This window comes from Streptomyces sp. NPDC058877 (assembly GCF_042742855.1).
Lineage (GTDB): Bacteria > Actinomycetota > Actinomycetes > Streptomycetales > Streptomycetaceae > Streptomyces.
Genome location: NZ_JBHYMF010000172.1, coordinates 1 through 14,465, shown reverse-complemented (window position 1 = coordinate 14,465; position 14,465 = coordinate 1). Strand labels below are relative to the sequence as shown.

General features: G+C 68.7%; 4 protein-coding genes. 2 read left to right on the top strand and 2 right to left on the bottom strand.

What is annotated here, in order from left to right; all coding sequences use genetic code 11:
• Positions 1-152: 152 nt before the first annotated feature.
• A complete protein-coding gene (locus tag ACFW2Y_RS28705; protein ID WP_384885016.1) occupies positions 153-539 on the bottom strand; it encodes a hypothetical protein in 387 nt (128 codons plus the stop codon).
• Between the two features lie 172 nt (positions 540-711).
• Positions 712-8,037, bottom strand: coding sequence for a polymorphic toxin-type HINT domain-containing protein (locus tag ACFW2Y_RS28700; protein ID WP_384885014.1), 7,326 nt, complete (start codon positions 8,035-8,037; stop codon positions 712-714).
• Between the two features lie 557 nt (positions 8,038-8,594).
• Here ACFW2Y_RS28700 and ACFW2Y_RS28695 point away from each other — a divergent pair.
• Positions 8,595-12,077 carry a DNRLRE domain-containing protein gene (locus ACFW2Y_RS28695; protein ID WP_384885012.1) on the top strand — a complete coding sequence of 1,161 codons (3,483 nt, stop codon included), beginning with the start codon at positions 8,595-8,597 and terminating at the stop codon, positions 12,075-12,077.
• Between the two features lie 549 nt (positions 12,078-12,626).
• A partial coding sequence (locus ACFW2Y_RS28690; protein WP_384885010.1) for a M4 family metallopeptidase occupies positions 12,627-14,465 on the top strand: 1,839 nt, incomplete at its 3' end.

Genomic DNA, 14,465 nt, shown 5'->3' with positions numbered 1-14,465 from the left:
CGTCATGCGACGGCCCGCCTCACCGGCACCGAGGACATTACGGGCGAACCGCCGCGACGATCACACCCGGAAGGCGGCTGAAGGATCGAGGTTGACGTTGCCGTCAGCGTTGCCGTCACTGCCCTTCTGGAGGGTCTGCGGGAGGCCTGAATTCACATGAAGCAGAGCTCGACATTCTTTTGAACGCAGACCTTGAGCACAGTGATCAGATCGCGAGCATTGTTGATGTCTTCTTTCATGTCAGAGTCGTGCGATCCACTCGACAACCACACGCTCAAAACGTCCTCAAGTCGTGGCAAAATTTCCCGACATTCTTGCGATGTCAGTGATCTCCCGTGATCATCCGGGTGATTGAGTAGGGGCTCAAGGACAGTGGTGACGTCATTCCACGCCACGTGGCCGCCAAACCCGCTCATATCTCCCAACTGAAATCCTTCAGCTAGCGCAAGCCGTCTGCGGAACTGGGCGAAACTCCCGTAAGAAAAACACGCATCCGGCCCATCGACTTCTCCATCATCCGGAAACAGGCACAACCCCACTGCAGTTCCAATCTCGCTAGCAACCGAGCGCCCCCCTTCCCCACGCGTAGCTGAGGAAGGAGGGCGCAACAGTATGGAAGGGGCGGCGTTGACCAGGGCAAATGCTTCGATCCTGAAGCTTCAACCCATAGTCGGAACGATGGAGCCCCGATCCTGAACCACTACATTACCGTCATGACCTCGGCATTACCTGCCACGGGATGCCCTTCTTATCGAGCCAGGTCGTGATGGGCGCCGGAATCGGATTCTCCGAGATGATCCGATAATCAATTCCACGCTCCCGCGCTATTGCGATCTTCTCACCCTCTACGCCCTTAAACTTCTCTAGGCGCTTAGGGTTTGCCAGCGTGTCTTCCCAGAACCTTCCAGACTTCGCTTCGTACCAAGTACCGCGGCCCGTGACAGTGTCGATAAATGCACCATCAAACTGGCGCTTACCTTCCTTGAAGCCGCCCCCGCCGCCAAGCTGCTGGACGAGATTCACTTCGTAGGAATCCCCGGCTTCTTGCGCCAGCCGGCCACCACTGACCCCACCTGTGGGACAGTTGTGAACGAGTACCGGAGTCCTGCCCGCCAGCACATAGTACGCGTGGAGGTCATCGATAGTCAGATCGTGGGTGCGTTGTTGCCTGGTGTAGCGCTTGACCGCGGTGATCTGGACGTGGGTTCCTGTGCTGGTGCGAAGGAAGTCGCCGACGCGGAGGTCGCCGGCGTCAACCCAGGAATCAACCTCCGGGACCCAGAAGGGATGTGTATCGGTGGCGACGATGCTGCTCTCGCCATCTGCGGCTGCAACGGTGAGTTCCGTGAATTCCTTATCGGTCTCTGTCCGTATGGTCTCGATGACCTTCTTACGATGCTCCTTACCAGTTCCCACCTCTGTGGTGACGATAGTGTCACCGATCTCCACGTCTTCGATCTTCTTATGGGTGCCGTCACCCATAAGGACTTCAGTGGCGGGAAGGAACGAGTGGCAATCGATGACACTCGTCACGGAATTCTTCGCAGAATTCTTCGAGACACCCTTCGCGGCCCCCACTCCAGAAAATATTGTGCTGATCGCATCGACCAGGGACTCGCCGTCTTCATAACCGGGATCACTGGTATCAAAACCAGCCATCCTCATGAGCCCGTCATAGCCGGCAGAAGCGGAGAGTTTATCCGGAAGAACCAAGTCGAGCGTCGAGACGAAGGAACGACCTGCACCCGCAACCGTATTCTTATTCCAGGTGATCTTGCGGCGCGGGAAGTATACGACGGTCCCCCACGTCAAGCCCTGCGGCTTGTTGTAGTGCTTCCCACCTCGGGCGTCGAGCTCGTAACTGTGGTAAATCCAGCCGGTGCTCTTGTACTCCCACCATTCATGGTGGGTCGTCGACATCTCGCTGCGGGAATTATCTGAACGGCATGTACTGGAGAATCCTCCACAGACACCTTCCGGGCGAAGACCGGTGGGATCACTCTTTGAGACGGGGCTGCCGTTGGCGTAGGTGTACCCGTTCATCTGGAGCGGGTCGGTGATGTCGAGGATCGGGTCGGCAGAAAGGAAGCGGCCGGTGTTCTGGTCGTATTCGCGGGCGCCGATGTGGGTGAGGCCGGTGGCGGTGTCGTCGATGCCGACGCCGAGGTAGCCGCGCTTGTTCGGCCAGTCGCTGGGCTTGGTGCCGCGGTACTCGCCGTAGGGCTTGCTGGCACGGCGGGTGACGGGCTGGGTTCCGCCGGCCTCGACCGCGGTGTGGGCGGTGCCGAGGTGGTCGGCGAGGAGGACGTTGATCTCGTGTCCGGTGGTGGACCGGTCGATGGTGGTGCGGACGACCGTCGGTGCGCCGGGGTGGCCGTAGGAGCGCGAGGCGCGGGTGATGAGGCCGACGGAGTCGGTGGTGAGCTCCGTCTCGCCGAGGTAGAGGGTGCTGCCGGTGGGCGAGTTCTCCAGGATGCGGTTGCCCGCGGCGTCGTAGACGTAGGTGGTCTTGTCGTTGCCGATGGTGTTCGACTCGAGTTTCTGCTCGGTCGTCCACTTCAGGTTCTGGGTCTGGGTGCCGCCCTGGAGGGTGCGGGTCTTGGTCGTGCCGGTCGGGTTGTAGGTGTACGCGCTGCTCGTGCCCGGGGTGGGCGAGGTGGCGGAGAGCAGGGTGTGGGGCTGGGTGGAGCCGTAGGCGTAGGTGTAGGTGGTGTTCTTGTTGGTGTTGCCCGCCGGGTCGTGCTCGGTCATGGTGGCGCGGTTGCCGAGCCAGTCGAAGGTGAAGGACTGGTGGTAGGCGGCCGAGCCGGTGACGGCGGCGCCCGAGGCGACGGTGCCCGCGGCCGGTGCCGTGCCGGCGAGACTGGCGGGGGCGGTGGGGCCGGCCTGGGAGGGGGCGTCCGCGACGGGGCCTCCGGAGGGGGCTCCGTCGGTGCGGTGGCCCCAGGTGGCTCCCGAGGCCGACTTGCAGCCGGTCCCCTTGCCGTCGGGCGTGATGTTCGACGTCCAGGCGTTGATCAGTTCGCCCATGACGTCATAGGTGAAGCACTGGTTGTCCCAGGTCGTGAGGGTGGGGGTCTCCGCGTTCTGTCGGGCGCTCGCGGTGATGGTGCCGGAGGCGTCGTAGGCGTATCCGGTGTCGGAGACGCGGTGGGGGCCCGCGGTCTCCCGGTCGGTCACGGTGCGCTGGAGGCGGCCGGTGTGCTCGTCGACGAAGTTGGTCGTCCAGACCCGGTAGGGCTGGGCACTGGAGACGGCGCGCAGCACTTCGCCGTAGGGCGAGTAGGTGACGTCGGAGGTGTACCAGTTGATGCCGGAGGTGGACTCGGGCAGGCCGTCCGCGTCGTAGCGGGTGATGACCTTCTCGGCCGCCAGGCCGCCCTTGGCGGGCAGGGTGACGGAGAGCGGCTTTCCGGTGGGCGTGTAGGCGTAGGAGTAGGAGTAGGTGCCCGACAGGCCGGTGGTCATGGCGTTGGTGGGGATGACCGTCTCGCGGCCGGTGGGGCGGTACTCGGTGTCGTAGCCGGTCACCCGCTCGACGTAGTCGCCGGTGGCGGTGTGCCGGGTGGACTCGTACGGGAGGCCGAGCGCGCCGGCCTTGTCGTAGCTGAACTCCTTGACCGGCGAGCTCGTCTTCGAGCCCTCGCGCACGGCGGTGACCCGACCGAGCGCGTCGTAGGTGGTGTAGACGTGCTGGCCGAGCGCGTCGGAGGTGACGGTGGGGCGGTCGGCGTTGTCGTACTGCGTCTGGGTGGTGCCGGTGTCCGGGTCGGTGGTCGAGGTGACACGGCCCCGGGCGTCGTAGGCGTAGCTCCAGGTGTTGCCCGCGGGGTCGGTGACCCGGGTGCGGTTGCCTCGCTTGTCGTAGCCGTAGGTGGTGGAGCGGTAGGTGCCGGATCCGGTGTGGTGTCGGATCTCGGCGACGCGGCCGAGGTCGTCGGTGATGGTGGTGGTCGTGGGGGCGGTGGAGCCCGCGGGGTCGACGGTGACGCTGGTGTCGGCGTTGTACGTGGTGACGGTCGCGGCCTGCGGGGTGGACCCGTGGTAGGGCGTCTGCCGGATCGGGCGTTCCAGGCCGTCGTACGTGGTCTTGACGAGGCTGGGGACCAGCGACGGGGACTTGACCTTGAAGATCTCGGTGGTGGGCTCGCCCTTGGCCAGGTAGGCGCCGGTCTGTTCGGCGACCAGGCCGTGGTCGTCGTACTTGGTGTCGGCCACGATGCGGCCGGGGCCGTGGGCCTCGGACTGGGTCTGGACCTGGCGCAGCAGGCCGTCGTAGATCGTGACCTGGCTGGCGTAGCCGCCGTCGTCCTTGAGGGTCTTGACGGTGACGGCCGCGGGGAGGGCGTTTCCGTCGGGGGCGACGGAGGCGGTCTGGTAGGCGATCTCGACGTTGGGCGACTGCGTCCCCGTGGAGCGGGAGGGGGACCAGCCCTTGACCAGACGGCCGAGGTCGTCGTACTCGGTGCGGGTGACGCGGCCGTTGGGGTCGGTGACCGTCAGGGGCAGCGCCCGGCCGGGGTCGTAGGTCGTGGTGGTGGCGTGGCCCTTGGCGTTGATCGTCTTGGTGGAGGTGACCGGGCCTCCGGTGTCGCCGGGGACGTACTGGGTCTCGGTGGTGTAGGTGCTTCCGAGGGAGTCGCCTCCGGGGGTGGTGACGGTGCGGAGGCGGCCGAGCGGGTCGTAGGTGCTGGTCGTGGTGAGGGAGTGGGTGCTGCCGGTGCCGTCGATCCCGTCGACGGTGGTGACGAGGCCCTTGGTCGGGGTGGCGCCGTGGGCGAGGTTGTCGTAGCTGGTGCGGACCGAGCCCTTGAGTTCGGTGGCGGGGTCGGCGGTGGCCTGGTCGGCGCAGGTGGTGGCGGTGGCGCGGACCGTGGTGGGCAGGCCGATCAGCCACGCACCGGTGTTGTGGACGTAGGCGGTCTTGGTGCAGCTGGGGTCGGAGAGGGTCTCTCCGGTGCCGTTCGGTCCCGGCTTGACGACCACGGTCTCGACCTCGGTGGCCAGGCCGTAGGTGGGATCGCGCTGGAGGGTGGTGGTGCGGATCCCCCGCCACCCGGTGCCGACCGCCTGGATGGTGTCGGTCCTCTTGACGCCGGTGCGGTGGGCGGTCAGCGGGGTGAGGGCGGTGCCGTCCTCTGCTTCCCGGGGGCGCGAGGCGGTCTGAACCGCCTCGTCGGGGAAGGTGCGGGTGCGGCTGGTGAACTCGTCCGCCTTCTTGAAGGAGTTCTCGTAGACGAGGGTCTCGGCGGTCATGCCGGCGTACTGCGGGGCGTCATCGGAGAGGAGGACGGTGCCGTCGACGGAGTCCTTGACCTCGCCGCCGGTGCCCTGGAAGTAGCGGGTGACGGACCGGGACTGCGTCGGGGAGTTGAGGCCGGTGGTCAGCCTCTTGTCGCCCTTGACGACGGTGACCTGCCGGTAGCCGCGCCAGTCGCTGTGGGTGCGCAGCGCGGGGCGGAGGAACTCGTCGTCGCTCTTGGCCCAGGCGGCGCCGGAGTAGCCGTAGGCGGTCGTGACGGGCTGGCCGAAGAGGGTCGCGACCTTGTCGGTCTCGGTGACCGAGGCGACGACGTACTTGTTGAACCAGGCCTTGGCGGGGGTCTTCTCCTCGCCGTCGGGGGACCAGCGGACCGGGTAGCAGGTGCCGTTGGCCTTGCCGAGGTCGGTGGCGGGCTGGACGCGGCAGCCGCCCGTGTACTGGACCTCGATGTCGGCGCCGCCCTCGGTGGCGATGACGCCGATGCGGGGCCGGGTGAATCCGGGCCGCTTGTCGTCGGGACCGCTGGGGACGAGGTTGGGCAGCTGCTTGTCCAGCAGGTGGCTCTTGAGCGCGAGGGGGGAGCGGGTGCCGACCGTGTAGGGGCCGAAGCTGACCCCGTCCTTGGACTGGAGGGTGCCGCCGCCGTTCTGGGGGGTGTCGCCGGGGCCGTAGCCGGTGCGGGTGAGGGAGTTGAGCCAGAGCCCCGGGGAGGAGTCGTACCAGTCCTCGGGGAAGGAGTGGTGCAGGGTGTACCTGTCGACGTACCCCAGGCCGGTCTGGCCGGGGCGGGCCGCCCTGGTGGTGACGGTGTCGAGGCGGAGCCGGGTCCAGAAGCTGGGGAATCCGGGGCAGAGCTTGGAGGTGGCCTTGCAGTTCAGCGAGCCGGGGGTGTCCCACCAGGGGCGGTAGGCGCCGGGGTCGTCGGTCTTGTCGAAGTTGGCGGCGGCGCAGGCGGTGTCGGACTTCAGGCAGCGCTGCTTGACGCCGAACTCGACGGTGGCGGAGGGCGCGGTCAGGTCGGCGGCGCGGAGGCCGTACTCGATGCTGGTGGGGTAGGCGGCGCGGGAGTACTGCTCGGGGTTGGCGCGCTTGCCCCGCACGGCGTAGTGGTTCGTCTCCTGCTTCCAGTTGACGATCATGACGTTGCCGTGGACGTCCTCGACCTTGTCGAGGCCCCAGCGCCAGGCCTGCTGCTTGCCGGCGCCGCAGCGGGAGTCGGCGAAGGAGGTGGCGTGGCAGGGCTCGCCGGGGTGGTTGCCGAAGACGGGGACGGTGGAGACGGAGTGGGTGTCGGCGTGGCCGCCGCCCACCTTGTTGAGGCCGAAGTGGTACTTGGTGCCGTCGGTGGTGGTGACGGTCCAGTACTCGCCGTTGTCGTCGCCGTTGGCGCTGCTGCCGGTGCTGTGGATGCGGCGCTCGACGCGGGTGCCGTCGTCCTTCGCGGGGCGGTAGACCTCGGTATCGGACTCGGGGTCGCTGCCGGCGCCGGCGTCGCGGACGAGTTCGGTGGTGCTGCCGCCGAGGGACATCACGGCGTTGTAGGACACCCAGCACAGGTCGCTGGTCTCGTTGGCCTTGGCGGTGTTGTTCGGGGTGCCGGCGGCCAGTTCGTGGGTGTCGTCCTTGCAGCTGCGGTAGCGGCGCTCGATGTAGCCGGGGTTGTAGTCCCAGCCCTCGCCGATCCAGGAGGCCTGGGGCGTGGAGACCGCGGTCTTCCCGTCGACGGCCTGCGAGCTGTAGGAGAGCGTGACGTTCGGCGCGGGGCCGGCCGGGGCGGGGGGCACGACCATCGGGTACGACCAGGTGAACGCGCCGGAGGAGCCGCCCGCGCTCCACGTGCCGCTGGCGGCGAGCGGGGTGGCCTTGAAGGAGCCGCCGGGGCCGGCGCCGGAGTCGACCGCGCCGATGACCGCCTTGTCCCCGCCCGTCGCCACGGGGGTGGCGGTGGTGTACGAGGCCTGCATGATGGCGGGGCCGGACCGGGTGGAGCGGGTGGCGAAGACGGGGGTGGCGGTGCCGTCCGCAGCGGTGTCGACGGTGGCCGTCAGCGTGTGGGTGACGGGGTCGTTGGTGGTTTCGAGCTCCTGGTACTCCTGGCACGCCTCTTCCAGCGGCGTGGCGAGGTAGCACTCGGGGAACTGGACCAGGCGCAGGCGCGAGGCCCAGTCCGCGCCGTTCAGGTTCTCGAAGGCGTCGTAGGTGACTCCGACGGAGATCGGCACGGAGCCGGTGGCGGGGGCCTCCACGGTCACGAGGGTGCCGACCTTGAGGACGTCCTCGACGCCCTGGCCGATCTCGCCGCCCCGGTCGACGACGGAGGCCTGCCAGGTGCCGGTGGGGGCGGGCTGTCCCTCGGCCTGCCCCAGCAGGACGGGCACGTTGGGGACCGGGGAGAGCGGGACCTCCTCGTCCTCCGCCGCCGTCGCGGTGAAGGCGGCAGGGCTGACCGGGGAGCCGAAGGTGATCGTTCCGGTGTCGGCGGCCGGGGTGGTCGTGGTGTCGGCGGGCACCTGCTGGAGGTCGTCGGGGACCTCCACCTTCAGTTTGTCGACGTCCTTCTCGAAGGTCTGGCCGTCGACGGGCTCGTCGACGGCGATGGCTTCGAGGTCGAGGGGGTCCGCGCTGAGGGTCTCGCGCCCGGTCTCGACGTTCGCCGGGTCGGGCGGCACGGCCAGGGACTCGGCGGGCAGCAAGCCCACCAGCAGGGCGGCGCCGAGGGCGGGTATGAGCGTGCGGCGGGCCCGGCTGCGGGCATGCCGATGACGAGCGAACAAGGCGAGGTCCCTCCGGACCACTTGGGGCGGCAGCCGGAGACGGACCGCGGACGATTGCACTTCAGATCATGGAGATTCTGCGACTACTCCGTGAAGGAACACCAGAGTTGGCACGACACACGTGATGATCGTCACGGGATGCAACGGATCAGTTTGCACTAGTCGGCACCTATCGAACTCCCCTCGCCATAAGCGCAGGCCAGTGGAGCAATCAGAGGGAATGCCGTGATCAGTGCATCGGATGACTAAGTACCCGATCGCAAAGGCCCTTCCTGGCATTTTCTCCCGTTTCGCCCTCCGGTGGATCGGAAGCAGCCCTGCCCGACACGCCTCCCCGCCCCCTGGCGCCTCATGCGTCGGGGCAGGTGGGAGCGGTCCGGGGACTTCTGGCGCGGGGTGACGGAGCGGGGTTCATGGGACATCATCGGCTCGCCCAGCCATGCCCGCGCGCAAAGGTGGTTCCCCCGGACTCCCTGGCCCAGGACGTCATGGCCGGCTTCGTGGTTTCAGCCGGTGCCCTGAGAGCCCGGAACTCTGGGAAGAGGGGTCCCCACTCGATGAGACAGACATGGCAGCGGCCGGCGGCCCGGCGCGCGGGCGCCGTGGTGCTCGCGGCCACACTCGCCGCGGGCGGCATCACCTATGTCGGCTTCCGGGCCGGCTCGACGGACGAGGCTGCGCGTCCTCCCGTCGGGTCCGGGAACGGAACCGGCAAGGACCGGACGGTGGACCGGGCTTCGGCCGCCTCGCTGGCACGCAAGACCGGCAAGCCGGTCGAGGTCACGGAGCTGCGGACGCCCCGCTCGACCACCTGGGCCCGTCCGGACGGGACGATGGGCCAGAAGCTCTACGCCTCCCCGATCTGGGCCAAGGTCGGTCAGGAGTGGAAGGCGGTCGACACCACGCTGAAGCGCACGGATCAGGGGTGGGCGCCCGCGGCCACCAACACCCGCATGGTCTTCTCCGGCGGTACGGCCGGAGGCTCCGGGCGGGCCTCGCGCGGCCGGGTCCACCGCGTCTCGCTCGTCAAGGGGGTCACGACCGAGACGGGCGCGGACAGTCCGCTGGTCACGCTCACGGTCGGCGGCACGGGCGAGATTCCCGACCTGCACGAGATCCGGCTCACCTGGCCCGGTCCCGTGCCCGCGCCGATCATCGAAGGATCACGCGCGCTGTACCCGGAGATCCTCCCGGGCACCGACCTGGTCCTGACCGCCGAGGACGACGGCTTCGCCCAGCTGCTGGTCCTGAAGAACCGTCAGGCCGCTGCCGACCCGCGCGTCGCGCAACTGTCCTACGGCCTGGCCTCGCCCACGCTCAGCTTCCGTCTCGACCCGGCCTCGGGCATCGTCGCGGCCGAGGACGCCGACGGGCAGGAGGTCGCGCTGTCGCCGACCCCTCTGATGTGGGACAGCAGCGGCGCCCCGGCCGTCACCGACGGCGAACTGGGCGCCTCCTCGCAGCCGACCGCCTCGGAGTCCCCCGAGGGGCCGATCAGCACGAGCACGGCTCCCGCGCCGAGTCCGAGTGCGAGCACCACGGAGCTGGCCAACGACAACGTCGACCCCGAGGCCGAGGTGCTGCCCACGGCCACGGACGAGGCCGCGCCGGCCCTCACCGAGGCTCCGCTGCCGCCCGTGCCCGCCGAGCCGACGCCCGCGCCCTCACAGAGCGGAGACGCGGCCACCCTGAGCCTGCCGCTCCTCAACGGCCCCTCCCCGGAGTCGCGCGGCGACGTGGTCGAGGCGGACCTCGGGGCCGGCGGCTGGCTGCTCACGCCCAACCAGGACTTCCTCAACGACCCCGCCACCGTCTACCCCGTCTTCATCGACCCCACGGTGAAGAAGCACACCCAGGACTGGACGACCGCCTACAGCCGCCACCCGAACGCCACCTTCTTCAACGGCAAGGACTTCAACGCCGGCGGCACCCACGAGGCCCGCGTCGGCTTCGAGTCCGACACCTGGGGCACCTCGCGGTCGTACTTCAACATCGCGTTCGACAAGAACCTCCGGGGCGCCACGATCCAGAAGGCCACCCTGCGGCTCCTGGAAACGTACGCGTGGTCCTGCAGCGCACGCGGCATGTCCGTCCACGTCACCAGCCCGATCAACGGACGCACCAACTGGAAGAACGCGCCGGCCCTCACCGACGCCAACCTGGCCGCCGCGCCGCGGAGCTTCGCACACGGCTACAAGACCGGCTGCCACGACGACTACGAGACCTTCGACGTGAAGAAGGCCGCGCAGGCCGCCGCGGACAAGGGCAGGGACACCATCACCTTCGGCCTGCGCGCCAGGGACGAGAAGTCCCAGTACGCCTGGAAGAAGTTCCAGGCCAACGGTGACAACGCGCCCGTCCTCGAGTTGACCTACAACCGGCCGCCGACCGCGCCGACCAACCACGACCTCGGGCCCGACTTCAAGTGCACCACCACGCCCCCCTACGTCCGGGTCGGCTCCTCCAGCATCACCTTCACCGCCAAGTCCACGGACAAGGACGACAACCTCAGCTACCTCAACTTCGCCCTGTGGCCGACCAACCAGTGGGCCGTGACGGGCAACATGCTCAAGTCCACGGGCGTCGTCTCGGTCGGTTCCTCCACCAGCTCCGCGCTGCGCACCACGCCCGCCTTCTCGACCAGCGGCCTGGTGAACAACACCGTGTACTCCTGGTCGGTCCGCGCCGTCGACTCCGCAGGCAGTTCCTCGAAGTACACGCCCGCCGTGCCGTGCCGCTTCATCTACGACGGCGCCGCGCCCAAGCCGCCCCGGGTCACCTCCACCGACTTCCCCAACGCCGACGGCAGCAAGAACACCTTCGGCAACGAGCCCGAGGACTCGAACTGGTCGAAGCTCAAGTTCGGCAGCGGCGGCACCTTCAAGTTCCAGGCGCTCGACACCGACGTCATCCGGTTCGAGTACGGGTACAACGCCAACTACTACCCCTACTCCGTGTCCCGGGCCGCCGGCGCCCCCACCTCCACCATCACCACGCTCTCGGGCGCCAAGCCCCCGACGGCCGGCCCCAACGTGCTGTACGTGCGGACCGTCGACCAGGCCGGGCACGTCTCCGAGGTCGTCAAGTACTTCTTCTACGTCACGCCCCGGGACGAGGAGGACGCCCCCGGCGACCTCACCGGTGACGCACTGCCCGACCTCTTCACCATCACCAACTACAAGAACCTGCGGCTGTTCCCCTCCCAGGCCAACAGCGGCAACTTCCTCAAGGGCACCGGCAAGCTCGACTACTCGATGTCCGGCGCCTACCAGCTGAACCCGGCCAAGGACCCCAACGGCGACGAGGAACCCCTCTTCATCGGTCCCCCCTCGGGGCACTTCACGGACGCCCTCATCACCCACAACGGCGACTTCTACGGCGGTGACGGCTTCCAGGACCTCATCGTCCGCCTGGACGGCAAGCTGTGGGTGTACCCCGGCGACGGGTACGGCGCGGTCAACATCACCGAGCGCCGGGAGATCCTGCTCCCCGCCAACGCCCCCTCCCCGGCCTCCCTCACCCAGATCGTCGCCACCGGGGACGTCACCGGGGACAAGCTCCCCGACGTGTTCGCCACCGTCGGCGACCAGCTCTGGGCCTTCACCGGCTACACCGGAGCGGCGTTCTCCGAAGCCCGCATGCTCACCAGCGCCCCCTGGACCAAGCGGGACATCGTCTCCGTGGCCGACATCGGCGGGGACGGCGTCCCCGACCTCCTCTTCCGCGGCGAGGAAACGGGACGCGGCCTCCTCCTGCGCCACGGCAAGCCGGCCGCCGGCGGCGGCGTCGACCTCACCTCCCTCGCCATCGCCGCCTACTCCAAGACCGGCGTGGACGAGGTCTACGGGACCGGCGGATGGGCCCTGACCCAGATGCCCTTCGTCATCGGAACGCCCGACGCCAACAAGGACGGCATCCCCGACCTCTGGGCCATCGACAGCACCGGCACCATGTACTACTACCCCGGGGGCCGCACCGCCCACGGAACGCGCATCACCGCCAGTTGGGTCAACTGGAAGAGCGCCCTCGCCTTCGGCTGAGCGGCGGCACGGGGCAACACGCCGGAGGGCGATCGCGAGCACGCGGTCGCCCTCCGGCGCGTCGGTCGACCCGCTCCTCCGAGCCGCCCCGGTGACGGCCCGGAGGGGCGGGCGACACCGACGGCCCGGAGGGCGGGACGGGGAGGTCCGGAAGGCTTTCTGGCGGCCCGTGGAGAGAACAGAATGAGCCAGGCCTCGACGCGATCCGGGTGGCGGGTCCCCCTCGGGGCCGAGGGGCGCGACCAGCGGCGGAGTCCTCGGGGCGAACGGGGCGGCTCTCGTGGAAAACGGGCTCCGAGGAACATCGGGCGGCGTCGCGGCCATGATCGGCGAAACGTCCGGTTAACGAACACGGATGTACGGGCAGCGGACGATTTCCGGCCAACTTCCCGATGCGCTCCTGACAGGTCCCCGTCATTCCTGCCAGTCTCTCACCGTTCTTCGCACCACAGTTCACGGCTTCACCCGCACGTGCTCCACAGCTCTCCTTGCTCCGCCCGGACGGACTCACCCAAGTCCGCCGGTACCCCCCTCGCATAAGGAGTCTGCGTGAGATCCACGCCCAGCCGTCGCGCCACCGCGACCGGCGCTCTGATAGCCGCCGCTGCCATGCTCACCCTCGGCGTCCAGTCCGGCACCGCCTCGGCCGACGCCTTCGAGGCGGCGCCCCAGGCGCAGTCCGCCGGCAAGGCCAACCCCGGCAAGCTCCCGGCCGACCTCACCCCCGCCGAGCGCACCGCGCTCATCAAGGCGGCCGACGCCGACAAGGCCGCCACGGCCAAGGCCCTCGGCCTCGGCACCCAGGAGAAGCTGGTCGTCCGCGACGTCGTCCAGGACCGCGACGGCACCACCCACACGCGCTACGAGCGCACCTACGCCGGACTGCCCGTCCTCGGTGGCGACCTGATCGTCGAGGAGACGAAGGCCGGCGCACGCCAGAGCGTCAGCAAGGCCTCCCGCGCCGAGCTGAAGAACGTCGACATGACCGCCAGGGTCGCTCCGGCCGCCGCCTCGAAGCAGGCCCTCGGCGCCGCGCGCGCCGACGGCTCCGACAAGGCCGCGACCAACCGCGCCCCGCGCAAGGTCGTCTGGATGGCCCAGGGCGCCCCCGTCCTCGCGTACGAGACCGTCGTCGGCGGCCTCCAGCACGACGGCACGCCGAACGAGCTGCACGTCATCACCGACGCCAAGACCGGCCAGAAGCTCTACGAGTGGCAGGGCATCGAGACCGGCACCGGCAACACGATGTACAGCGGCCAGGTGACGCTCGGCACCGCGCCCTCGTACACGCTGACCGACACCGGTCGCGGCAACCACAAGACGTACAACCTCAACGGCGGCTCCTCGGGCACCGGCACGCTGTTCAGCAACTCCACCGACGTGTGGGGCAACGGCCTGCCCTCCAACAAGGAGACGGCCGGTGCCGACGCGCACTACGGTGCCGCGCTCACCTGGGACTACTACAAGAACGTGCACGGCCGCAGCGGCATCCGCGGTGACGGCGTCGGCGCGTACTCCCGGGTCCACTACGGCAACGCGTACGTCAACGCGTTCTGGTCGGACAGCTGCTTCTGCATGACGTACGGCGACGGCTCGGGCAACTCCAAGCCGCTGACCTCCATCGACGTGGCCGCGCACGAGATGACGCACGGCGTCACCTCGAACACCGCCGGCCTCAACTACAGCGGCGAGTCCGGCGGCCTCAACGAGGCCACCTCCGACATCATGGCCGCCGCCGTCGAGTTCTACGCCAACAACGCCCAGGACAAGGGCGACTACCTGGTCGGCGAGAAGATCGACATCCGCGGCAACGGCACCCCGCTGCGCTACATGGACAAGCCGAGCAAGGACGGCTCGTCCAAGGACTCGTGGTACTCGGGCATCGGCAACATCGACGTCCACTACTCCTCGGGCCCGGCGAACCACTGGTTCTACCTGCTCTCCGAGGGCAGCGGCGCCAAGACCATCAACGGCGTCAACTACGACTCGCCGACCTCCGACGGCCTGCCCGTCACCGGCATCGGCCGGGACAAGGCCGCGCTGATCTGGTACAAGGCGCTCACCACCAAGTTCGGTTCGACCACGAACTACGCGGGTGCCCGCACCGGCACGGTCGACGTCGCCAAGGCGCTGTACGGCGCGACGAGCGCCGAGGTCACGGCCGTCGAGAACGCCTGGGCCGCGATCAACGTCGGTTCCCGCCCCGGTGGCGGCGACCCGGGCGGCGGCACGGTCTTCACCAACGACACCGACGTGTCCATCCCGGACAACGGCCCGGCGGTCACCTCGACGATCAACGTCACCGGCATCGCCGGCAACGCCCCGAGCAACCTCAAGGTGGGCGTGGACATCATCCACACCTGGCGCGGTGACCTGGTCGTCGACCTG

Bases quoted from the DNA above. Each gene is read 5' to 3' on its own strand.
- ACFW2Y_RS28695 (WP_384885012.1), top strand. From the start codon at position 8,595: ATGAGACAGACATGGCAGCGGCCGGCGGCCCGGCGCGCGGGCGCCGTG.